The organism is Streptosporangium sp. NPDC001681 (genome assembly GCF_040298085.1).
Taxonomy (GTDB): domain Bacteria; phylum Actinomycetota; class Actinomycetes; order Streptosporangiales; family Streptosporangiaceae; genus Streptosporangium.
Genome location: NZ_JBEOZN010000009.1, coordinates 59920 through 82027, shown reverse-complemented (window position 1 = coordinate 82027; position 22108 = coordinate 59920). Strand labels below are relative to the sequence as shown.

Here is a 22108-nt window from a genome sequence, read left to right as displayed (position 1 = left end):
GGGATCGGCCTAATCGACGCGCATCCCGTCAGGTAACACGTTCTGCGCGCGCAGAGCATTCACCATGTTGCCTGCCTGGCCCCGCTAAGCTGCCCGTTGAGGTCTTCGCCGTTCTCCTGGCCGGGCCTCGGGGCAGGCGGGAATCCCGTCTTCTGGGGAGGGCGGCGGTCAGGCGTGTTCGTGTCGGCTGGGCCGAGTTCTGTTCGCAGCCGCGTTATCAGGTGCCGAGTCGCTTCGAAGCGGCCGGCGGTATCGCCGGTGAGCATCGTTTCAACGAGTGTGTCCTCGTCTTCGGCCAACGGAACCCGATGCAGGTAGGCCAGCCGCCGCGCGCCGGCAGGCAATGGAACATCGTGTACGGCGTACAGGCCGTCCAGCGCCGTCTCCATGCAGATCGCGGCCCAGAATCCGAGTTCCCGGGGTGTTCCGGCCGCCTGTGCGCGGTCCGGTTTCGCCTGACCGTGCCAGAGAGTGGTCGCGAGCAGCTCACGCAGCTTCGCCGACGTGCGATAGGTCTCCAACACCCTCGTGGCCGCCTCCACGAGACGGGTGCCCGGCCCCAAGTCCATCAGGACCTCTGCCTCGAGAAACGAATACAGCCACGAGGTCTTCGGCCGGTCGAAACGGGTGAGCCATTCCGCTTCCGGCCGCGCGATCCACTCCACCAGCAGGCCCTCGACCAGCCGTCGAGGCCCCACCTCCAGCGAGGAGTCTTCCGTGGTCACGACGAGCAGGTCGACGTCGGAGGTGGCCACATGCTCGCTGCGGCACACTGACCCGGCAAGCAGGACGGCGAGCACGTCGTTTCGTTCGGTGAGCTCTGCTCCGACACGTTCGGCGACCTTGCGATGTGGATCCATCTCCCCGACTTTAGTGGGTGTTTAATCCGCAAATATGGCGAAAGATGCTACTTCTTTGGCGCCTCTGTATCGGCGGAGCAGAGGCGCCGCCTCATCGGCGAAAACACCCCAACCTGGCGCGGCACCTGAAAGCGAACCAGGCGGAACCTATGGGATCAAACACCCACTGAGGAACATTGGAACCGGATCGTGCGCTAAACCGGTTCTGTTGCAGGTCCACCCCCGCACCGCGCCTACTCGGGGTGCTCGCAAGAATTGCGACAGACGGCCCAAACCTGCCCTGGGGTACCAGCAAGGCCGTTGACGATCTGGCCTCAGCGGCGCGGTAAGCCGGAGTGGTTGTCGATCTTTGGCGGCGGGGGTATCGCAAGTGTGGGTGTGGTGGCGCCGAGCGTGCGGAGCAGGGTGGTGTGGAGTGCTTGCACCGCCTCCTTGGGCGACAGGCGGCCGGTGTCGATCTCCTCGCTTGCGGCGTGAGCGAGCTTGATGGTGACCGTGGCCAGCCAGTCGGGCGAAAGCCGGTCATCGAACTCGCCGGCCTGTTGCCCGCGCCGGATTACTCGCTTCAGACGGTCGGCGAGCGGCGTGTGGCTTTCATGGTCGGCCTGCGGGCTCACGGCCAGCGAGCTGATCTTCTGGAGCAGGACGGGGTAGCGTCCCGCTGTGCGGGCGCTTGCGTCAAGCAGTCGCAGCAGCGCCTCGGCCGCCGGGCCCGTATCAGGGTCGGCGGCGTCCATCGCGGCGACGGCCTCCTCGGTGATCCGGTCGATGACGGCCGCCAGCAGCTGCTCCCGCGAGCGAAAGTGGGCGTAGACGGTCTGGCGGGTCACATCTGCTGCGGTGGCGATGGCTTCGACACTGGCGTCGGGATGGGCATTGAGGAGTTGGAGCGCGGCATCCAGGATGGAGGCCCTGCTGCGTAGGGCATCGGCGCGGCGGTTGTGAGCCTGGGGCGGAGTCATCTCTTACATCTTGTCAAAGTTTTGGGACGCTGTATATCTTACGGCTTGTAAGAGATCGTATCTAAGGCCTATGGTGCGATGGGAACACCGTGAGCCCGCTCCATGACACCAACCCCAAGCAGTTCATCGCCGACTTCTTCACCTCCTTCACCGAGGAGCTGCTGTGCGGCGACGAGGACCTGGCGCTGATCGTCGACCGCTATCACACGCCGGACATCGTCCAGATCGCCGACGGAAACCGGATAGACCGGGACAAGCTCATCGCGCACACCCGCCCCGTGCGCAAGAACCGGCCCCAGAGCCGTATGGAGGTGCACGAAGCACTGGCGAACGGGGACCAGATCGCTGCCCGGTACACCTTGCGCGTGCACAACCGCAAAAGAGACCTCGCCATAGAGGTGTACTTTTTCGGGCAGTTCGCTCCTGATGGGCGGATGCGGCAGGCGCACATGCTCACCCGCACTCTCCCCACCGACGGCGACCCGGGACAGCCGGCGCCCACGATGTCCGATCGGCAGGAGGCGTCGGCATGACCGAGAGCACCTACAGCGTGAGCGGTATGGCCTGCGGGCACTGTGCGGGCTTTGTCGCCGAGGAGATCGAACGCATCCCCGGTGTCGGCGCCGTGGTGGTTGACGTCGAGAGCGGCACGGTCACGGTGACCGGCGACAGGGAACTCGATATCGCGGAGGTGCGCGCTGCGGTCGAGGAAGCAGGCTATGAACTCACCACCGCACCCAGCCCGTAGGGTCTGAATCTGCCTAATGGGCCCTCCACTCGGGTCCGAGCAGCCAGCCCCAAAGAATCTCAATGACCATGTCAAGCAGCAGCCGCGATGACCTGCTGCGGTGGCGCTGGCGAGAAGGTCCGGTTGTCACGCAGCAGGGCCCACAGCACATCGACAAGTCGCCGGGCCAAGGCAAGCAGAGCTTGGGTATGAAGCTTGTTCTCGTCGCGTTTGCGCTGGTAGAAGATCTTGGATGGGCCGTCGACGCGGAGGCTGGACAGCGCGGCCATGTAGAAGACTCGGCGCAAGGATCGGTTGTAGCGTTTGGGGCGCCGCCAGTTGCCGGTGACGCGGCCGGAGTCCTTGGGGACAGGCACGAGCCCGGCGTAGGATGCCAGCCGCCCGGGGTTGCCGAAGGCGGCCTGGACGTCGCCTCCGGTGGCGACGATGAAGTCCGCACCCAGGATCGGGCCCATGCCGGGCAAGCTCTCGATGATCTCGGCTTGAGGGTGGGCACGGAAGCGGCTGGTAATGAGCTTGCCGGCGTCCTTGATCTCTCGATCCAGGTCCAGAAGCTTGCGGGCCATCTGCTTGACCAGCAGTGCGGTAGTGACCTCGCCGGGCAACGCCACGGTCTGCTCAGCAGCAACCTGCAGGGCGGTGGTGGCCATGGCGTCCATGCTCTTGCGCCAGGCTCCATGTTCGGCCAGGTAACCGACCAGCCCGTCATACTGGGCGGCCTGGACTTCGGCCGGCGTGCAGAACCCGGTGAGCAGGATCAGCGCCGACCGGGTGGTGTAGTCGAACGCGGTCTCCAGGCTGGGGAAAATCGAGCCCAGCAAGGCGCGCAGGCGATTGACCCCGCGTACCCAGTCGGCCATCAGGTCAGCGCGGTGCGAGGTCAGCCGGGTCAGCTCCACCACCAATTCGTCGGTCACGGTGACGCGGGTCAGGTCTCGGCGCATCCGGGCGGTATCGGCGATGATTGCCGCGTCCTTCGCGTCGGTTTTGCCCTCACCGCGGAATACTCCGGCCATGCCGTTGACCATCCGACCGGGCACGTAGACGACGTTCTGGCCGCCGGTCAGCAGCACCCCCAGCAGCAGCGATGCCTGCGTGCTGATCAGGTCCACCGCCCATCGCACCTCGCCGCCGGTCTTGGCCGCCCGCGCCACAAGCTCTTCGAGCTGCCGCTGACTGTTGCCGACCTTCACCGACCACAACCGCCTGCCGTCGGCGTCCACTGCCACGGCGTGGTGGCTGGTCTTGCCGGCGTCGATGCCGACCCAGGCCACATCAGGGACCGTCATCCGGCTCGCCCTCTCGTCTTGGCTGGTCAACCCCGTGGACGCCCCCGCCGACAGGTCCCTAAACAGCGACGATTCGCATCAGATCTCAATAAGCGGTCGGGGAGTCCCAAACGATGGGGTGGCCATTCTTTCGAAGCCACGACAGAGGCAACATCCCAGCAGCCACACCCCGTCGCCTTGGGCATCCAGAGCGACTCACTCCAGACAAATCGATCTTAGGGACATCCCAGGAGCTCAAGTGTCAAGCGGCGAGGGGGTCGGTGTGGTGCGACGGGTGGTCTCGGTGGAGGCGTGGCCGAGGCGGCGGCGGACGACTTCGATGGGGACGCCGTCATTGATGAGTCCGGTGGCGTGGGCGTGGCGGAGCAGGCGGGGAGGCTCCGCGTCAGGCCGGGCCGAGGACGCAGAACTCGTTGCCCTCCGGGTCGGCCAGAACCTTCCATGGGAGGTCGCCCTGGCCCACATCGGCGGACGTCGCGCCGAGCTCCTTCAGGCGCGCGACCAACTCCGGCTCATCCCCGAGGGCGCCGCCCAGCCGAACGGATACACAGAGCCGATCCTGCACGCGCTGAGGCGGGAGAAGAAGGGCTCGGCCGCGGAGTGAGGCGGCCGGGCAGCTCTCGCCCCGCCGTCGTCCGGCTCGCGACGACCTCTGCGGCGAGAAGACCGGCGTGGACCTCCAGACGCCCTGCACCGCTGAACAGGTCTACTCCCAGCCTCGCCTCGACCTTCCTGATCCGGTGGTAGACGGTCGCACGGTGAAGATACAGGTCTGCCGCGACCTGCTTGACGTTCCCCGCCGTGGTCAGGAACGCCCTGAGAGTCCGGACGAGGTCCTCAGCCGACTCGTCTTCGAGAAGCCATCGCAGGGACGGGCTGATGAAGTGGCGCACGAGGACGTCCGTGGGCACCGCGGCGAGCCCGCGCATGTGCGCGGTTCTCTCCCAGTGGACGACCTGGTGCTTCCAGCCCATGCTCTCGGCCAGGTCCAGGCCCTGCCTGGCCTGCCAGACGGCGACACTCGCGCGATCGGCCACGATCGTGCTGACAGCGACGAGCCATGGGAGGTCGATGCCGTTCCGCCGGGACCGGAAGATCAGGTCAACGGTCTTCGTCGCGAGCAGCCCTGGCAGGGTCGTCTGGACGTCGCGCGGGTGAGGTGCCAGCAGCGCGAAGCTGACGGAACCGCTGAACGCGATGAGGCACCGGTCGCGCAGATGGTCCTCGGCGAAGCGGTTCGTCACGGTGGTCAGCCGCCGCTGCGCCGCCGATCCCGACGAGTCCGGGTCAAGCGCTGCGGGCATCGAGAGCGCAAGGCAGACGAAGGTCCCGTCGTGCAGCAGCTTTCTGTCGCGGATGGCCCGGCCCAGCAGCGAGTCCAGTCCGTCCAGATCCCCTGAAGCGAAGGCACGGCCGACGTGGTCGTCCGCCCATTCGGGCGATGCGAGCAGCCCGGCTGTCTCCAGCGCGCAGACGGTGGCCTCCGCGATCCGTCCCACGCTCTCGATCCGCTCGGGCGACAGCGGCCCTCGCGCGCAGGTGATCCAGAGCAGCAGCGACGGCGCCGAACCGGGCGATCGCACCGGGATCACCAGCGTCAGGGGCATCCCGAGGTCGGCGCTCCCGCCGATGTAGATGGGTTCGGAGATCAGGGCCACGGAGCGCGCGCTCAATCCGAGGTGCCGAGGCGACACCGCCTCGGCGAAGTCCTCGTCCGTGGAGGAGTTCGGCATCGACCGGGCGATCCGGTTCAACTGCACGTCGGTGACCTCGACCGGCACGTCCAGCGATGCGCCGAGAGAATGCACGAGCTCGTGGAGGTGCTGCGTGAGGACGCCGTTCACGCCGCTCCCCTCCGCCCGAGCGCCCTCGGCCCTGTCCCGGCCCGCGTCGCCGGCACAGCGGTCAGCTCCCGCCGGTCGCCGGCGGGGTGCCGGACGCCGACCTCGATGATGCGGCCGCGCCGACGGGCAGGGCGGCGTCGACGCGGGTCGACCGCGTCGGCCGGATCGCACCGTCGCGGATGCCCTCCGCCCAATGGCAGGCGACCCGGTGGGCGGCGGTCGTCCCCGGAACCCCGACGGTCCGCAGCTGCGGGCGCTCGGTGTCGCAGCGGGTCTGCTGCTTCCACGGACAACGGGTGCTGAACCGGCATCCGGGCGGCGGGTCCGCCGGGCTGGGCAGATCGCCGCGGAGCAGGATCTGCTCGCGAGAATCCTCGTACCGGGGGTCGGGCTGCGGCACGGCGGAGAGCAGCGCCCGCGTGTAGGGGTGCAGCGGCTCGGCGAACAGCTCCGCAGTGGGCGCCTCCTCCACCATCCCGCCGAGGTACATCACCCCGATCCGGTCGCTCATGTGCCGGATCACGGCGAGGTCGTGCGCGATGATCAGGTAGGTCAGCCCGTATGCGGCCTGGACGTCCTCGAGTAGGTTGATGACCTGCGCCTGGACCGACACGTCCAGGGCGCTGACGGGTTCGTCCGCGACGATCAGCTGCGGCTCCACCGAGAGTGCCCGGGCGATGCCGATGCGCTGACGCTGTCCTCCGGAGAACTCGTGCGGGTACTTGCGCAGCGCCGTCCGCGGCAGCCCCACCGAGTCGAGCAGCTCGTCGAGGCGCCCGGAGACATCTCCCTTCGCCAGTCCGTGCGCGGCCATCCCCTCACGGAACATCTGCTCGACGCTCTGCCGGGGGTCCAGGCTCCCCAGCGGATCCTGGAAGACCATCTGCATGTGGCGGCGCTGGCGGCGCAGCGCCTCACCGCGCAGCGACCGCAGGTCGATTCCGCCGAAGCGGATCTCCCCCGAGGTCACGGGGGTCAGCTGGAGCACGGCGCGCCCGAACGTCGACTTGCCGCACCCCGACTCCCCGACCAGGCCGTAGGTCTCCCCACGAATGATCTGCAGGTCGACGCCGTCGACCGCGTGGACGTGGCCGACGGTCCGCTCCACGAACACCCCTCGGCGGATCGGGAAGTGGACCTTGAGGTCGCGGACGTCGAGGAGGGGCTGCTCACCGGCGCCCGGTCGGGTCGGAACGGCGACCGTCGTCATGGAGTCGTCTCCTTCGCCACGATGATCGGAACGGGCAGCGGGTGGTGGCAGCGCGATCGCCGCTCGCCGTCGGCCGACCAGGCCGGCCCCTCCTGGAAGCAGAGGTCGGTGGCGACGCGACAGCGCGGCGCGAAGGCGCACCCCTGCGACCACGGGATGTTGTCGGCGACGGAACCCGGGATGGGTCGTAGCCGCTCTTCCCCCTCACCCAATGCCGGTACGGATTCCAGCAGCCCTCCGGTGTAAGGATGCCGGGGCGCGTCGAAGAGCGAATAGCGGTCCGCCCGCTCGACGATGCGTCCGCCGTAGAGCACGTTGACCGTGTCGCACAGGCCGGCGACCACGCCGAGATCGTGGGTGATCATGATCAACGAGGTGCCCGAGCCGACGACGAGCTCCTTCAGGAGCGCGAGGATCTGGGCCTGGATCGTGACATCCAGCGCCGTGGTCGGCTCATCCGCGATCAGCAGCCGCGGTTCGCAGGCCAGGGCGATGGCGATCAGCACGCGCTGGCGCATGCCACCGGAGACCTGGTGCGGATACTCGCGCATCCGCCGGGCGGGATCGGGGATGCCGACCCGCTCCAGCATCTCCTGCGCCTGCCGCGTCGCCCGGGACCGGCTCATCCGGCGATGGCGCTGGATGACCTCCGCCACCTGCACTCCCAGCGGCACGACAGGGTTCAGCGAGGACAACGGGTCCTGGAAGATCATCGCCACGTCGGCGCCACGGCGATCGCGCAGCTCACGATCGGACAGTGAGAGCAGGTCCACGCCGTCGAAGACCGCCCTGCCGCTGACGCGGGTCCCCCGGCGGGGCAGGAGCCCCATGATGGCGAGCGAGGTCACGGACTTGCCGCAGCCGGACTCGCCTACCAGGCCGACCACTTCGCCGGGACGGACCTCGAACCCGACCCCGTCCACGGCTGTGAAGGGCTCCTGGCCAGGTCGTGAGAACGTGACCGACAGGTCTTCGACCACCAGCAGCGGATCCGCTCCGAGCCGGGTCTGGTGCGCATGCGCATTCATCTGCATCACCTCCGGGTGCGGGGGTCGAGGGTCTCGCGCAGCGACTCGCCCATGAGCGTGAAGCCCAGGGCGACGACGATGATGCACAGCGCCGGGTAGATCGCGAGATGCGGGAACGAGTTGAAGTACTGCTGCGCGCCGCCCAGCATCTGCCCCCACTCCGGCCGGCCGTCGTCGGGGTTGCCCAGCCCGAGGAAGGACAGGGCGGCGGCGTCAAGGATGGACACGGCCAGGCTCAGGGTCGCCTGTACGATCACCGGCCCGAGCGCGTTGGGGACCATGTGCCGGAAGACGATGGCCCCCGGCTTCACGCCCAGCGCCCGCGCGGCCAGCACGTGGTCGGTGCCGCGCTGCACCAGCATCGATCCGCGCATGAGCCGGGCGAAGATCGGCACCTGCACGATCGCGATGGTGAGGATCAGGGTCCACTCGTTGGGGTGGGCGAACAGGGCCGCGATCGAGAAGGCCATCAGCAGCGACGGGATCGCCAGCATCACGTCCACCGCCCGCATCACGAGCGTGTCGACCTTGCCGGCGAACACGCCCGCGACGAGACCGAGCGCGATGCCGCCGACGAAACCGCCGAGCGTCGCCATCACCCCGACGATGAGGGTCTGCTGGGCTCCGGCGATCAGCCGGGACAGCAGATCGCGACCGGAGGGATCCCCGCCCAGCGGGAATCCGTCCTGCGGAAGCGGAACGGGGTTCGACTGCGCGCGCACCTGATCGAGCAGCAACGGAGCGGCCGGGTCGTGCGGCGCCAGCACCGGCGCGGTGACCGCGACGAGGACGAACACGAAGGTGATCGCCCCGCCGATCAGGAACGCCGGCTGGCGAAGCAGCCGCCTCAGGGTCTGCGCACCCGGTCGTCCGGTCGCGGCACGGTGGCGCGGAACGGCCGGGGCGGCGGTCATGGCGTCCTCACTCTCGGATCGCACAGCGCATAGGCGATGTCGACGACGATGTTGATGACCAGGTACAGGACGGCGGCGAGCATGATGAGGGCCTGCAGCACCGCGTAGTCGCGCGTGGTGAAGGCCAGCGCCATCGACTGCCCCAGCCCGCGGTAGTTGAAGACGGTCTCGGTGAGCACGGCGCCGGCGAACAGGCCGCCGGCCTGCAGCCCGATCACCGTGATCACCGGCAGCAGCGAGTTGCGCAGCACGTGGCGCCCGGCGATCGTCGGGTTCCGCAGGCCCTTGGAGTTCGCCGTGCGGATGAAGTCCTGCTGGAGCGTCTCGGTCACGGACGCCCGGGTCAGCCGGAAGATCACGGCGAAGGGGATGATCGCCAGGGCGATCGTCGGCAGCGTGAGGTAGGTGAGGCTCTTGGCGAACGCGGCCCCGCTCCCGGCGAGCAGCGAGTCCAGGAGCGTCAGCCCCGTCGGCGTCGGTATGGAGTCGCTCAGGTCGGCCCGTCCCGACGGCGGCAGCCATCCCGCGCGGACGGCGAAGACGTACTTGAGGATGAACGCGGTGAAGAAGACCGGCACGGCGAGGCCGAGCACGGAGAAGCTGAGGAAGGCGACGTCGAACACGCCGCGCCTCTTCGCCGCACAGTAGCCGGCGGCGATGCCGAGCACGGCGCCGACGGTCAGCGCGCTCAGGGCGAGCTCGATCGTGGCGGGCGCCCGCGTGAGGATCACCTCGGTGACGGGCGCGCCGCGCCAGACGCCCGTCGACACGCCGAGGTCGCCGGTCCAGAACCGTCCCAGGTAGCGCAGGTACTGCGTCCACAGCGACTCGTCCAAGCCGAGTGACTCGACGAGCTTGGCGCGGTCCTGCGGGGTGGCGTTCTCGCCGAGCAGCGCATCGAGTGGTCCGCCCGGGAGACTGCGCAGCCAGACGAACAGGATCGCCGTGAGGGCGGCGAAGGTCGCGACCGCCTGGAGCGTTCTTTGGAGGATGAACCGGAACATGTCTATCCAATCGGTGCGGGGCGCGCCTGCGCGCGGCCCGCACCCGGGTGGGGCTATTTGTCGAGGGTAGCCGTGGCCAGGCGCTCGCCACCGACCGGGCTGGCGACGATGCCGCGCACGCTGCCGTCGAGCACCAGCGCGGAGGGGCTACTGGCGATCGGGATCGACGGCAGCCAGTCATTGGCCATCTTGCGGTTGATCTCGAGGTACATGTCGACGCGCTTCTGCTGATCCGGCTCGCGGTCCGCCTCCTTGAGGGCGTCGACGAGCTCCTGGCCGAAGCCGAGCAGACCGGTGTCGAACGCGTTGTCGGTGGCGCCGAACAGGATGCCCAGGAAGTTCTGGGCGCTGTTGTAGTGCCCCGTGGTGCCGAGCAGGTAGACCGGTGCCTGGCCCGCCTCACGACCGCTGAGGTAGCCGCCGGCCCATGACTTCGCGACCGGTTCGATCTGGATGCCGACTGCCTCGAGATCGGCCTTGATCAGATCGAAGAAGCGCTTGGGCTCGGGCATGTACGGGCGCGTGACTTCGGTCGGGTACCACAGCTCGATCTTGAGGTTCGGCACGCCGGCCTCGGCGAGCAGGGCGCGCGCCTTGTCCGGGTTGTACGGGTACCCCTCGACGCCGCTGTCGTAGCCTTCGACGGAACGGGGGACGAACTGCGTCACGGTCTCGGAGCCCTCGGGCAGCAGCGTGTCGACGATCTGCTGCTTGTTGATCGCCCAGGCGATGGCCTGGCGGACACGGAGATCTTTGAGCTCGGGCACGGTGGTCGCGTTCAGGCCGAGGTACATGACGTTGAACGGCGGCCGGGTGACGACCTGGAACCCGCCGTCCTGCAGGCTCTTCCAGTCGCGAGGGGCCGGCAGGTCGTAGGCGTGGATGGTGCCGGCCTCGAGCTCCTGCCGGCGCGCCGTCTCATCCGGGATCGTGCGGAACTCGATGCCCGCGATCTTCGGTGCGTCGCCCCAGTATTTGTCGTTGCGAGCGAGCTTGACCGTGCCGGTCGAGTCGTCGTACGAGACGAAGGTGAACGGGCCGGTTCCGGTCGGGTGCAGGCGGCCGTACTCCGGGAAGGCGAAGCCCTCGCCCTTGGCCTCGACTCCGTTGGCGTTGTACTTCTCCATCGCCGTCGGGCTCGACATGGCGTAGGTGCCGTGCGCGAGGATGGTGGGGAACTTCGAGCTCGGATTGGTCAGGCTCAGCACCACTGTGGACTCGCTCTGTGCCTCGCATCCGGCGTACAGCGAGGGAGTCTTGTCGCCCTCGAAGCCTCCGAAGTCGTTCACCCAGGTGTGGCTGACCGCTGAGGTGCGCGCGATCTTGGGCTGCCGGTACCACCGGTCGAAGTTCGCGCAGACGGCGGCGGCATCGAAGGCTGTGCCGTCATGGAAGCTGACGCCCTCGCGGAGCTGGAACGTCCACTGCTTTCCGTCCCCGTTCTGCTCCCACGAGACCGCCAGGCCGGGTGCGGGGTCGGCCGTGCCCGGCTTGAGGCTGAGCAGTCCTTCGAACATCTGGTTGTTCACCCGGGCGGTCTCGCCGTCCGAGGTGTAGAACGGGTCGAAGAGAGACGGGGCGCCCGCAGCGCCGAACACGAGGACCTTGGAGGTCGATCCGCCGCCGGTGCCCTTGTCGGACGTGCCGCCTCCCCCTGAGCACGAGGTCAGGAGCGTCACGCCGGCGACCGCGAGGACCCCGGTCTTCTTGAACTTCATCGTTACTCCTGATCTTGGGTGTGGGTGAGGGGAAGCTGCGCGCCGTAGAACCAGAGGCGGGAGAAGCCGCCGTCGGGCAGGGCGCGCACGCGGACCTGCTGCGCGTCGGTGGCGGCGAGCTCGATGGCGGTCGTCGCCCCGGAGACGATCTCGAAGGTTCCCAGTGCCGCCCAGCCGGACGCGTCGTCCGCCCGCGCCTCGATGGCGATCCGGGCCGCGCAGTTGCCGCGGAACGGCGTGGCGACGACCTCGAGCGTCCGCAGCCGGACGGGCTCCGGCCAGGAGAGCTCGACGAAATGCCGATCGGCGTCGGACCGCCGGGGAGTCTCCCAGCCGTCGTGCGTGTTCCGCGGCATCGCGTGAGAGATCACCGACCACGGCTCCCCGAAGGAGCCTTCCGACGCGAGCACGCGGCATCCGAGCCGGATGTCCGAGAGGCGCACGCCCTCCGGCGGGCGGCTGCGGGAGACGTCGACGATGCCGTGCGCGCGGAAGCGGGCGACTCCGCCGTCGGGGATGATGCGCAGCCGGACGAAGGCGGCCGAGCGGCCGGCGTCGGCGACCGGATACTCGTTCACGGAGTTCGGCTGCACCTCGGCGTCGGCGAGGATCTCGTGCCATGGGCCGTCGGCGGCGTCGGAGATGTCGACGCTGATGCGCCGCGGGGCGTTGAAACGGAACCCGGTGGTCTCCAGTTCGACCTGCTCGATCCGGCCCGGATGGGCGGCGCGGATCACGACCCAGTCGTGGTCGGGGTTGTGCCGGCGGCTCTCCCATCCGTCGACATCCGCTCCACGCAGTCCGTAGGTGCCGGGGCGCTGCGGCGGGGCGGAGAGGAGCAGGGCGTCGGCCGCGCCGAAGAACTCGTCCGAGCAGTCCACCACGGATGCCCCGAGCTCACGGGCCAGCAGGTTGAGGGTCATCGTCGGTCTCCTTCGTCGTTCCGTGCCTCGCCGTCCAGATGCGCGACGACATCCGTGCCGCGCGCCCACCACAGGGCGTCCATGCCGCGCAGGGTGCGCAGCGTCTCGCGCAGGTGCGCGAACCGGAACGGCTGGCCGATGAGCCAGGGGTGGAGCCCCAGCACCAGCGTCCGGGTGCGGGGTGCGTCCTCGTCGAGCAGCCGCCGTGCGGATGCGGTGATGTTGTCGGCCCACGTGCGGATCGGCGTGCCGCGCTTGAGGTGGGAGAACACGTCGTCGAGGTGGATGTTCACTGGGATGTCGACGATGTCGCCGCGGGACGTGGCCAGGATGTTCGGCGCCTCGTCGTTGGGCCAGTCGGCAGTCCAGCGGATGCCGAGGTCGGCGAGATCCTCCAGGGTCGTCGTGGACTGCGCGTAGTCCAGGCCGCTCCAGCCGATCGGCCGGATGCCACTGGCCTCGGCCACGGCGTCGATCGACTCGGAGAGGTGGGCGCGCTGCTCTTGGGCACCCATCCCGTCGTGCAGGATGCCGGCGCCGTCCAGCCCGTGCGCCGCGAACTCCGCACCGGACTCGGCGATGCGCTCCACCAGGCGGGGACGGTTCCGGGCGGAGAAGGCATCGATCGCGACCGTCGGGGCGATCTCCAGCTCGTCGAGGAGGTCGAGGATCCGGAACGCTCCAACCCGCAGCCCGTATTCGTGCTGCGACGTGGTGTGCACGTCCATGATCTGCGGGTACGGGCCGCGCGTCGCCACGCTCGAGGGCGGGAGACCGGGCGCGGAGCCGGGGAGTGCGGGCACGTGGTCGAGGTGCATCAGCACGACAACGGCCAGGCGCGCGCCGCTGGGCCAGCCGCGGTTCGGGGCGAGGCGGGATCCGCCTTCGGTCTCGTGCAACGCTCTCACAAGCCGCATGTCAGCACCATCCGATCTCATCGACGTGGGCGGCGATCTGCTCCGGGGTGGTCCACCAGATGTCGTCGTGCGAGCTCAGCCGCTCGAACATCTGCGCCAGGTGGCCGATCCGGTGCGGGATGCCCATGTAGAGGGGGTGGAGCGCGATCGTCATGACGTACGCGGTGTCGCGTTCGTGGGCCTCGGCGGAGAGCACCTCGTACTGCGACTGGACGATCTCGGCGAAGTAGTCGCTGTCCAGACCGAACATCGGCGACCCGGGGAAGAGCAGCGCGTCGTTGACCTCGCGGGAGTAGGGCACGCCGATCAGTCCCCCGCCGCTCGGCCCGTCGAGCCGAAACGGCTGGTCGTCGATGAACCAGTCGGTCGTGTAGGTCATCCCCGCCTCGGCCATCAGCCGGTAGGTGGCCGGGGTGGCGCTGAACGACGGTCCCAGCATCCCTCGCATGCGGTAGCCGGTGAGCTCCTGCACGGTGGAGATGGTGTAGTCGTAGAACTCGCGTTCCGCGCTCTCGGACTCGCCGAACAGGAGACGGCTGTTGTAGGTGCCGTGGCTCATGAAGCTCCACCGCCGGTCGACCATCGCCTCCGCGATGTCGGGGTACAGGCGCAGCACCTCGCAGTTGAGCGAGCAGGTCACCTGCACGGGGGAGTCGTCGAGCACCGGCAGCATCCGCCAGAAGCCGACGCGGTTGCCGAAGTCGCGGAACGAGTAGCCGACGATGTCCGGCTTCGCCGGAACGCGGTAGAAGTAGTCTCGGTGCGGGTTCGTCGGCGGAAGGTACTCGTAGTGCTCGATGTTCATCACCACGTTCACGGCGACGCGCTTGCCGTCGGGCAGGGTCAGGCTCTCCCGCCGGTCGAGGGGCCGGTAGCTGAGGAACTCGTCCATCACTGGTTCTTTCCGTATCTGCTTCAGGGCACGGTCGCGGGCTGAGGGGTTAGCGCCTCGACGACCTGGTCCAGGCTGCGGACGCGGCCGAGCTGCGGGAAGACGGCGTGCACCGAGTGGTGGTGCTGCTCGGCGGCGTAGGCCGACATCGCCTCGGGGACGAATACGATGTTGTAGGCGTGGTCGTATGCCGCACGGGCGGTCCCCTCGACGCCGAATCCGGTGGAGATTCCCGCCATGATCACGGTGGTGACCCCGCGCCGGCGTAGCTGCAGGTCGAGGTCGGAGCCGTGGAACGCGTTCCAGCTGCGTTTCACGATCACCGGCTCGGTGGGCAGCGGATCGACGCCGGGGAGGAAGTGGTCCCAGCCGGGCCGCCGTACCGGGCGTGCGGGGCGTTCGACGTCGGTGAGCAGCTTGCCGCCGAGCGAATCACCCTCGTCCGGTAGGAAGCTGGTGCGCACGTGCACGACAAGGCCGCCCGCGTTCCGAGTCGCGTCGATCAGCCGGATGCAGCGCCCGACGACGTCCTCTGCGGGGTGCGGGTGCACGGGGTGGTCGGCGTTCGAGCCTTGCAGGTCGATGAGGATGAGCGCGGTGCGCAGCGGATCGATGTCGGTCACACGATGTCCTTCTATGGGATATGAGCGGGGTCAGGCCCCGAGGATCTGACGGGTCATGCGAAGCAGGGTCTCTTCGGAGCCGGTCCCGGTGGCTTTGCAGAGCAGCCGCAGGCCGTCGAAGTCGCCCCCGGTGATGTGAGCGGTCGGGCACAGCGGCTCCAGTTCGAGCCCCGCGCTCAGGCTCGTGCCGCCGAGCTGCTGGACTAGCGCCGTGGTCGTCAGGCCACCGCTGGCGACCACGCCGAGGCACTTGTTCTCGCTGCGGGCCGAGGCGTCGAGCAGGCTGCGCACCGCCCCGGCGAGCTGCTCCGCGACGACCCAGCGGTCGGGGTCGTCGCGGTCGGTCTCGTGTAGCGCGAGGATCCGATGAGAGGCAAGCACCTCGTGCGCGGCATCCGCCCCCCAACTTGCGGCTTCCGCGGCGGTGGTGATCAGCGCACGGGAGCCGTAGGCCGCTCCGAGCCGGCGCAGCTGCGCGCGGTCGGTGTCGTGGTTGCCGGGGGTGACGACGACGACGAAACCGTCGCGGCCGAGGTCAGGGTAGAACCTCAGCCAGCCGCCGGTGCTCGCGGTCGCGACGGCGTGCCCCTCTTCGCGGAGCCGGGTCGCGGCCTGCGCCGCGGTGCCGAGGTGCGCCTCGACCGTGCCGTCGAGGACGAACCGCCGGATGCCGCGGGCGAAGGCATCGAGGATGCGCGCGGTGACGGCATCGGCACCCTGGTTCAGCACCGTGAGCCCGATCAGCTCGGCGCCCTCGGCGCGGATCGCGGACCGCACGTCGACGTCAAGCCCGTTGCCCGCCGGCATGGGGGCGAGCAGATGGCCGTCGACGCAGACACGGCCGGCGGTCGGATAGGCCGGGACGACGAGAAGGATGCCGTTCTCGTCCTGCCCCGCGTCGATCCCGGCGATCAGCGCATCCGGAGATCCGCGCAGCTCGGCGTTGAGCTTCACCTCGACCCGCTCGCAGCCGTGGTCGTCGAGCCAGGCCGCCCACTCACGGATATGCGCCTCGGCGGCGCCCGCGGCGTGGTGCAGATCGAGGTCGACGACGATGGCATCCGCATCGGAGACGACAGATGCGGGGTCGCGCACGATCACCGGGTCGAGCCCGCGCTGGCGCAGCCGGCAGGCGACCGCGACAGAGCCCTGCAGGTCCTCTGCGAGGATGCCAATCGCCGGTCCACGAGGGGGACGCGGCAGCTCTGAGGGGGTCATCGGCTCGGTTTCCGTTCTCGACGTTGACAACTCCCCCGAGAGTATTGACGCCGATGACGAGCAGTCATTCGACGAATGTCGCACGTTCGCTGACGGGGAGCGCTATCGGCCGGAGCGGGCGGGACCTGCGGTGATAGGACCGGATCGGCGGGCCAGGCATGCCGGCGGAAGGTGAACGCGCACATCACCAGGGCCCAGTGGCGGCGGATCGCGGCATCGCAGCGGACCTGGAAACCGGCCCAGCCGAGTTCGTCCTTAACCTGCTTGTAACCCTGTTCGATCCAGGTGCGCAGGCCGTAAAGACGCACGATCTCGGCCAGGCCGGCGGCCGGGAAAATGGGAAATGCGGTTGACGTGGGAACATATGTCGGCTTGAGATGGCAGGACGCAGATGGTCGGCACACTCTGGAGAGAGCCACCGCTGAGGCGCCGAAACGACTTTGGGGCTGCTACCAAACCCAGCAGCCCTGTCCGGGGCCGTTCTTACGTGATCACCGCCTGCTCACCGGAATGCCTTCCGAGAGCCGCCGGGGCGATCGGCATTTCGGTCATTACTTGTTATCTCTCCATACAATGTCCAGTATTGTTTCTGGAACACCGGCACGGGCGGGCTCCTTTTCGGTGAGTGGGGAGCGTTCCGCACGGTCATCTACGGCCCTGGCATCGCCGATGCCAGGTGACCCGGTTCCGGCCTGTGCGGCGAGCACGTGAACGAGCAGCTGAAGCGCATCATTCAGCAGGGTTTGACAGGCCGCCGGGATTCGGACCCTGGCGGCCCCTTGCATGTCCAAATAAACGAGCAGGAGGCGGGAGCCGACACGACCCAGCTGACCCTCGACTACACAACGGTCGAAAAGAACCGCGCCGCCGGGGTCGGCGGCGGCATCAACAACTGGGTCGGTGCCAAGGTCACGCTCAAGAAGAGCGAGATCGTCTTGAACCTGCCCACGAACTGCGCGGGGAACGTGCCCGGCTGCTGGTGACCTCTCAGTCTCGTTGTCAGGCCCTCGCATCGGGTGGATGGCGCACAGGGCCGCCCCGGTGGCCGTCGCGAGAGCGGCGACCACCTTTAGAACCCAAGAAGCCTCTTGGGGCCTGATGTCATTCGGGCCCGGTCTGTGTCAAGCAGTTGGCATCAGAGAGGTGCCGTTCTCTGGACGGCCCCGGCGAGGACGAGAGATACGGCGGCCAGCACAAAGAAGCCCCCAGGAAAGGCGATGTTGCGGAACACGCGGGCGCGAACGTGGGCGGCGATGGCGCCGATGAAGAACAGAACAAGCCCGACAGCGGCGGCGATGCCGATGAGCCGAACACCCAGGAGCCCGAGTAGGAGCCCGGCGGCTCCGGCGGCTTTCAGGGCGGCCAGCAGCGGGATCCAAGACTGCGAGATACCCACTTCGGTTGAGTTGGCCAGGACGAACTCGGCCCGTGCGAGGTCGGCGAAGGCGACCCCGGCGTTGGCCACGATCGTGATGACGGTGACGACGACGTAGGCGATGAACATTCGTATGGCCTGCGTTCAGCCGAAGCGATAGGCGCCAAGGACGTCGAGTGGCTGGGGTGTCGGGGCGGGCCCCACAGCCCACCTGGCCACGGTCGCTTGCAGCTGTCGCGCCGCAGCGATGCCGGGCAGTGGATTCTCGACGCCCTCGTCAAGATCCAGCAGGGCGACGAACTCGGTGCTACCGGCACGGCGCAGGTACGCGTACCGGACGCCTTCCGGCTGCTCCGTCGCCACCGCCGCGAAAGCCGTCTCGATCGCTTCGACGACCTCCGCGACACCTTCGTCGGCCACCTGGTAACGAATCATCAGAACAGGCATGGTGTCTCCCCGCCGATCGTGTGAGTGTTGGCGAGCCACTGCCCGCCTGCTGGGTCAAGCCTCACCGAGTGCCAGGTTGGCGTCCAATACCTGCATCTATAACCTGACGGCATGGATATCGACACCCGGTTGTTGCGGTACTTCATCGCCGTGGCAGAGGAAGGGAGCCTCACCCGCGCTGCGGAACGACTGTTCGTATCGCAACCGGCGCTGACCAAACAGATCAAGCAACTCGAGATCCAGCTTGGAATGCGGCTGTTCACGCGATCCCGGGCAGGCATGGCCCTCACCGAACCGGGTCAGGCCCTGGCGAAGCGGGTACCCGCCCTGCTGGCCGGCTGGGACCAGGTGCTGCGGGAGACCAAGCACGTGGCGAACCGGGCCGCCCGTGTGTTGCGGGTCGGCTTCATGGCCAGCGCCGCCAACGAGGCCACCCAGCACATCGTCGCGGCGTTCGCCCGCCGTCGGCCGGGCTGGAGAGTCGACATGCGGCAGGCCGCATGGTCGAACCCGGCCGCCGGACTCGCCGACGGAGATGTCGACGTCGCCCTGCTGCGCCTGCCCTTTCCCGGCCAGGACACCCTGCGAGTGGAGGTGCTGTTCGCCGAGCCCCGCTGGGTCGCGCTCCCCACGGCACACCCGTTCGCCACGCGCGACCTGATCCCTTTCCGGGACCTGTGGGATGAGCCGTTCGTGGCAGCCCTATCGGAAACAGGCCGGTGGCGGGACTACTGGCTGGCCGCCGACGAGCGTGACGGCCACCCGGTCCGCGTCGGCGCCGTCACCGACCATCCCGACGACTGGCTGAGCGCGATCGCCAACGGCTACGGCATTGCCCTGGCCCCCGAATCCGCCGCCCGGTTTTACGCGCGCCCCGGCGTCACCTACCGGCCCGTTGGCGGCGTCAGCCCCAGCCAGGTCGGCGTCGCCTGGGCACCCGCCGGCGACACCGACCCCGTCATCCAAGATTTCGTCCGCTGCTGCATGGAAAGCAGCCCACCCCGACCCGACGCGACCGTCACTTGATCAACATCTTTCCCGGTGATTCCGGTGCGCGTAGATGTCGTCTCATCTGGAAAGTCGGCGAAGGCAACCAAGGAACCGCCGCGCCGGCTCACCCCTGGCACCTGCCTGGCTCGGCAGCTCGATGAAGGCGTACCAGGCCATGATCGCTGTCCACCCGATGGGGAGGGCGAGGGAGATGAAGAGTGTGCGGCCGGCCGCCGCCTCCGCCTCGTCCTCGATCCACGCTGTCGTGGGGTTCTTCGGCAGGTAGCGCACCTTTACCGTCGAGCCGGGATTCCTGCGTTCGCGCATAATGATGACGCGTGATTCGAACCGCGCCGGATTCGATGGGACGGCGTGGCGTCCCATCGAATCCGGCGCGAGATGCTCGACCTCGTCTCTCAGGCGGTCTATGCACGGCCGCGGCAGAATCGGGTCGATCGCGGCCCGAAGCCGAACCGATTCAGCCCCGCCCCCCTCATCGGCGCAGGACTTCAAAGGTCAGGCGTTCACCGCGTGTCGCCCCGGCCGCCGCCTACCCGCGACGAATGCCTCCGCAGCCGAGGCGACGCGCTTTCGACCGCTCACCTGCCGCGAGCGTCCGGTCCGGCTGCTCCTGCAGTGAACGTCAGGTGGTGGTGATCGTGACCGTGATCGCAGAGACGAGAGTAAGGCAGGTTTTTCTGCATGGATACAGAGGGGTCTCCATCTTGCTGGGAAGCATGTCCAGAGAGTTGATGTCGAGTTCCATTACTTCTCTCCTTTTGTTGGGGAGGACCTCCACCGATACTGCGGCGGTCTCCGTAACCGCCGGTCCATCCGGCGGAGTCTGTGTGGTCGGACCCGGTGCGCTGCCTGCCGTGCCGCTTCATCGGCGCGGGCGGGAACTTTCTGCGCGGGGGACCACCCGCCTACCGTGCGGCGCGTGAACGGGTGCGGTGAGTCGGACGCAGGATGTCGAGCTCCAGGAGCGGCGTCCATGTCTTCGGGGCAGGGCCGTGCCGCCCCGCCGCCACGGTGACCGCCGACACCTCGTGTCGCCGGCCCGATCTCGTCACAGGCCGAGCAATGTGCCGTCTCCGTCGCGGACCTGCCGGTATGTCGAGTTCATCGGCCCACCGGGTGGTGTCTGCCTCGGTGCCGACCGCATCACCGCTCACTTCGCCCTCTTCCTCGACCAGGATCGCGCTCCGTGTCCGTGCCGGTACGGCGAATTCGTCGTACCAGGACAGCATCGTGGCGGGCACTTATGAACCACTTTCGGCTGGGATGACAAGGTGTTCCCGACTCGTGGGTCAACTTTCGTCGATCACCGAAGCGACCGGGACGGAAGACACTGTTTTCGGCAGGCCGGATGCCGTTCGCCACAAAACAGCAGCTGGTCACGACCGTGCTCACCCGGGCGCTGGAGGCCGGGGTTCCATTTCGCCGGTTCACCGCCGATGAGCCCTTTCGCGCCGCCGATAATCCGCAGGCGCTTAAGAAGCCTTAACCATCCTTAACGGTCGTTTATGCTGATCTTGAAAGGCTGAGGTGGCCGGTCATGGTTCTCGATTTCCGGCTCATCGCAGAAGAGGGTGTAGTCGGGGTCCGTCGGTTTTCGGGGTCGCCTGCACGGATTTTCATGCTCGGCCGCACTCCTATCCGGGCGCGACGAGACGTGCGCCGGGGAACGAGCTATGCACCGTCGTTGCCATCGCGCAGGGAATGGATCATGCTCTGCAGGATCCGGAACGCGTCTGACTGCTCGGTCTCGGTCATGCCGGCCAGCATTCTGACCTCGACGGACCGGACCGCTACGGTCGCCTTCTCGAGGCTCCGTCGGCCGCGAGGCGTGAGCCGCGTGGGAAGAACCTTCCCGACGGGTGCCTCCGCAGGCCTGGTCACGTAGCCGTCTCGTTCCAGGGCCTGGAGCAGCACGTTCATCGTCTGCCGTGTCACGAACGCGCCCCGCGCGAGCTCGGAGTTCGACAAGCCCGGTCGTTGAGCCAGCAGCTCGAGGCAGGAGTAGTGCGTCACGCCCATCCCGAGCGGCCGCAGCACCTCCTCCATGGCTGCACGGAGGGCGCTCGACGCCTCTTTCAGCAGGTAGCCCAGTGACGTCTCCAGGTCGACGCCGACACCGTTTTGACTCATGTCAGTATTCTGACATAGATTGACCTGTGTCAGGAAGCTGACACGAAGAGAAGGAGCATCATCATGCCCGCCACCGGCCCCGACTTCATCTCGCTCCAAGCGCGCGACCTCGACGCTTCGCAGGCGTTCTACGAGCAGTACCTCGGCCTCGTCCGCTCGCAGGCCGGGCCTCCGCACGCCGTCGTCTTCGAGACGAAGCCGATCGCGTTCGCACTCCGCGACGTCGTTCCCGGCACCGATCTCGCATCCGTTGCTCAGCCCGGCATCGGTACCGCGATCTGGCTCCACGCCACAGACGTCCAAGCCATTCACGATGCTCTGGTCGCCGACGGTCACACCATCGTCTCCGCACCGATCGACGGCCCCTTCGGTCGGACATTCACCTTCGCCGACCCCGACGGCTACCAGGTCACTCTCCACGATCGCGCCTGATCGGCCAAACGCCACCGGCCAACGACTCGACCCCGACCGTGCCGTCCTCGCCTGCCGTGTCGTTGAACCTGACCGCAAGCTCGGCAAGGAGTTGATGGAGAAGCTGATCGACTCCCTCGGCGCCGGCGTCCCGGCTGCCCTCACCGAGCTCGTCACGCTCGGCCGGACACTGAAGAAGCGCGCCGACGACGTGCTCGCCTACTTCGACCGCCCCGGCACCGGCAACGGACCCACCGAAGCGATCAACGGACGACTCGAACACCTACGCGGCTCCGCTCTCGGCTTCCGCAACCTCACCAACTACATCGCTAGGTCCCTGCTCGAGACCGGCGGCTTCAGGCCGCGACTACACCCTCGTCGGTGAAGAGCCCGATTTCCCTGGCTGTACACCGGAGATATGAGATATCCAGACAGTGGAGGACTGTCGGCTCGGGCGCGGCTGTAACGTGAGCGCCTGCGCTTTCGAGCGGCGGACATGTTCTCCTCGGGAATGACCGCGCCGCAGGTCGCCCGATAACCGAAGGTGACCCGCAAGTCGGCGTGCGCGTGGTCGACTCCGCGTC

25 protein-coding genes and 2 pseudogenes are annotated in these 22108 nt (G+C 68.1%); 6 read left to right on the top strand and 21 right to left on the bottom strand.

Translation table 11 applies throughout. From position 1 onward, the window contains the following. Positions 1 to 59: 59 nt before the first annotated feature. Together ABT130_RS06335 and ABT130_RS06330 are read right to left on the bottom strand one after the other, a co-directional pair. Positions 60 to 860: a nucleotidyltransferase domain-containing protein gene (locus tag ABT130_RS06335; RefSeq protein WP_350953367.1), complete on the bottom strand. Its 801-nt coding sequence runs from the start codon at positions 858 to 860 to the stop codon at positions 60 to 62. A gap of 314 nt (positions 861 to 1174) precedes the next feature. Then, a complete protein-coding gene (locus ABT130_RS06330; protein WP_350953366.1) occupies positions 1175 to 1822 on the bottom strand; it encodes a TetR/AcrR family transcriptional regulator in 648 nt (215 codons plus the stop codon). Between the two features lie 89 nt (positions 1823 to 1911). Between ABT130_RS06330 and ABT130_RS06325 the strand changes: the two genes are divergently transcribed. Continuing rightward, positions 1912 to 2355: a nuclear transport factor 2 family protein gene (locus ABT130_RS06325; RefSeq protein WP_350953364.1), complete on the top strand. Its 444-nt coding sequence runs from the start codon at positions 1912 to 1914 to the stop codon at positions 2353 to 2355. Then, positions 2352 to 2570 carry a heavy-metal-associated domain-containing protein gene (locus ABT130_RS06320; RefSeq protein ID WP_350953362.1) on the top strand — a complete coding sequence of 73 codons (219 nt, stop codon included), beginning with the start codon at positions 2352 to 2354 and terminating at the stop codon, positions 2568 to 2570. Before ABT130_RS06325 ends, ABT130_RS06320 begins: the two co-directional genes overlap by 4 nt. Before the next feature lie 71 nt (positions 2571 to 2641). Here the strand turns inward: ABT130_RS06320 and ABT130_RS06315 are convergent, their stop codons facing one another. From ABT130_RS06315 to ABT130_RS06250, 14 genes and pseudogenes are all read right to left on the bottom strand, one after another. After that, positions 2642 to 3859: an IS110 family RNA-guided transposase gene (locus ABT130_RS06315; RefSeq protein WP_350953360.1), complete on the bottom strand. Its 1218-nt coding sequence runs from the start codon at positions 3857 to 3859 to the stop codon at positions 2642 to 2644. Positions 3860 to 4093: 234 nt separating this feature from the next. Beyond that, complete coding sequence (locus ABT130_RS06310) at positions 4094 to 4324, bottom strand: tyrosine-type recombinase/integrase (protein WP_350953358.1); 231 nt, start codon at positions 4322 to 4324, stop codon at positions 4094 to 4096. After that, positions 4251 to 4424, bottom strand: a pseudogene (locus ABT130_RS06305) (VOC family protein); the annotation flags it as partial. The pseudogene ABT130_RS06305 and the gene ABT130_RS06310, both read right to left, overlap by 74 nt. Then, positions 4372 to 5703: a PucR family transcriptional regulator gene (locus ABT130_RS06300; protein ID WP_350953354.1), complete on the bottom strand. Its 1332-nt coding sequence runs from the start codon at positions 5701 to 5703 to the stop codon at positions 4372 to 4374. The pseudogene ABT130_RS06305 and the gene ABT130_RS06300, both read right to left, overlap by 53 nt. Before the next feature lie 61 nt (positions 5704 to 5764). Continuing rightward, positions 5765 to 6913, bottom strand: coding sequence for an ABC transporter ATP-binding protein (locus tag ABT130_RS06295; RefSeq protein WP_350953352.1), 1149 nt, complete (start codon positions 6911 to 6913; stop codon positions 5765 to 5767). After that, entirely contained in the window at positions 6910 to 7941 is a 1032-nt protein-coding gene (locus tag ABT130_RS06290) for an ABC transporter ATP-binding protein (protein ID WP_350953350.1), read from the bottom strand. Before ABT130_RS06290 ends, ABT130_RS06295 begins: the two co-directional genes overlap by 4 nt. 5 nt (positions 7942 to 7946) lie before the next feature. Continuing rightward, a complete protein-coding gene (locus tag ABT130_RS06285) occupies positions 7947 to 8855 on the bottom strand; it encodes an ABC transporter permease (RefSeq protein WP_350953349.1) in 909 nt (302 codons plus the stop codon). Then, positions 8852 to 9859 (bottom strand): ABC transporter permease, encoded by a 1008-nt coding sequence (locus ABT130_RS06280; RefSeq protein WP_350953347.1) that lies wholly within the window; start codon positions 9857 to 9859, stop codon positions 8852 to 8854. Before ABT130_RS06280 ends, ABT130_RS06285 begins: the two co-directional genes overlap by 4 nt. A gap of 53 nt (positions 9860 to 9912) precedes the next feature. Beyond that, entirely contained in the window at positions 9913 to 11577 is a 1665-nt protein-coding gene (locus ABT130_RS06275; protein ID WP_350953345.1) for an ABC transporter substrate-binding protein, read from the bottom strand. Positions 11578 to 11579: 2 nt separating this feature from the next. Further along, positions 11580 to 12500: a hypothetical protein gene (locus ABT130_RS06270; RefSeq protein WP_350953343.1), complete on the bottom strand. Its 921-nt coding sequence runs from the start codon at positions 12498 to 12500 to the stop codon at positions 11580 to 11582. Beyond that, a complete protein-coding gene (locus ABT130_RS06265; RefSeq protein WP_350953341.1) occupies positions 12497 to 13417 on the bottom strand; it encodes a polysaccharide deacetylase family protein in 921 nt (306 codons plus the stop codon). The genes ABT130_RS06270 and ABT130_RS06265 overlap by 4 nt, the downstream gene beginning before the upstream one ends. A 1-nt stretch (position 13418) precedes the next feature. Continuing rightward, a complete protein-coding gene (locus ABT130_RS06260) occupies positions 13419 to 14309 on the bottom strand; it encodes a polysaccharide deacetylase family protein (RefSeq protein WP_350953339.1) in 891 nt (296 codons plus the stop codon). 23 nt (positions 14310 to 14332) lie between these two features. Then, complete coding sequence (locus ABT130_RS06255; protein WP_350953337.1) at positions 14333 to 14932, bottom strand: isochorismatase family protein; 600 nt, start codon at positions 14930 to 14932, stop codon at positions 14333 to 14335. Between the two features lie 30 nt (positions 14933 to 14962). Next, the gene (locus tag ABT130_RS06250; protein ID WP_350953335.1) at positions 14963 to 16150 is read right to left on the bottom strand and encodes a four-carbon acid sugar kinase family protein; all 1188 of its coding nucleotides are present in this window, start codon (positions 16148 to 16150) and stop codon (positions 14963 to 14965) included. Between the two features lie 707 nt (positions 16151 to 16857). Here ABT130_RS06250 and ABT130_RS06245 point away from each other — a divergent pair. After that, positions 16858 to 17133 carry a hypothetical protein gene (locus ABT130_RS06245; RefSeq protein ID WP_350953333.1) on the top strand — a complete coding sequence of 92 codons (276 nt, stop codon included), beginning with the start codon at positions 16858 to 16860 and terminating at the stop codon, positions 17131 to 17133. A gap of 152 nt (positions 17134 to 17285) precedes the next feature. Here the strand turns inward: ABT130_RS06245 and ABT130_RS06240 are convergent, their stop codons facing one another. Then, entirely contained in the window at positions 17286 to 17654 is a 369-nt protein-coding gene (locus ABT130_RS06240) for a DoxX family protein (RefSeq protein WP_350953331.1), read from the bottom strand. Between the two features lie 15 nt (positions 17655 to 17669). Then, positions 17670 to 17972, bottom strand: coding sequence for a hypothetical protein (locus ABT130_RS06235; protein WP_350953329.1), 303 nt, complete (start codon positions 17970 to 17972; stop codon positions 17670 to 17672). Between the two features lie 111 nt (positions 17973 to 18083). Between ABT130_RS06235 and ABT130_RS06230 the strand changes: the two genes are divergently transcribed. Further along, on the top strand, positions 18084 to 18998 hold the full coding sequence (locus ABT130_RS06230) for a LysR family transcriptional regulator (RefSeq protein ID WP_350953327.1): 915 nt from the start codon (positions 18084 to 18086) through the stop codon (positions 18996 to 18998). Between the two features lie 42 nt (positions 18999 to 19040). Here the strand turns inward: ABT130_RS06230 and ABT130_RS06225 are convergent, their stop codons facing one another. The 3 genes from ABT130_RS06225 to ABT130_RS06215 form a co-directional block, all read right to left on the bottom strand. Beyond that, positions 19041 to 19475 carry a DUF3592 domain-containing protein gene (locus ABT130_RS06225; protein ID WP_350953325.1) on the bottom strand — a complete coding sequence of 145 codons (435 nt, stop codon included), beginning with the start codon at positions 19473 to 19475 and terminating at the stop codon, positions 19041 to 19043. 130 nt (positions 19476 to 19605) lie between these two features. Further along, a complete protein-coding gene (locus tag ABT130_RS06220; protein ID WP_350953323.1) occupies positions 19606 to 19728 on the bottom strand; it encodes an ALQxL family class IV lanthipeptide in 123 nt (40 codons plus the stop codon). Between the two features lie 926 nt (positions 19729 to 20654). After that, complete coding sequence (locus tag ABT130_RS06215; RefSeq protein WP_350953321.1) at positions 20655 to 21113, bottom strand: MarR family winged helix-turn-helix transcriptional regulator; 459 nt, start codon at positions 21111 to 21113, stop codon at positions 20655 to 20657. 63 nt (positions 21114 to 21176) lie between these two features. Between ABT130_RS06215 and ABT130_RS06210 the strand changes: the two genes are divergently transcribed. Continuing rightward, the gene (locus ABT130_RS06210) at positions 21177 to 21545 is read left to right on the top strand and encodes a VOC family protein (protein ID WP_350925280.1); all 369 of its coding nucleotides are present in this window, start codon (positions 21177 to 21179) and stop codon (positions 21543 to 21545) included. Between the two features lie 70 nt (positions 21546 to 21615). After that, positions 21616 to 21909 (top strand): annotated as a pseudogene (locus tag ABT130_RS06205) (transposase); the annotation flags it as partial. Positions 21910 to 22108 lie beyond the last annotated feature (199 nt).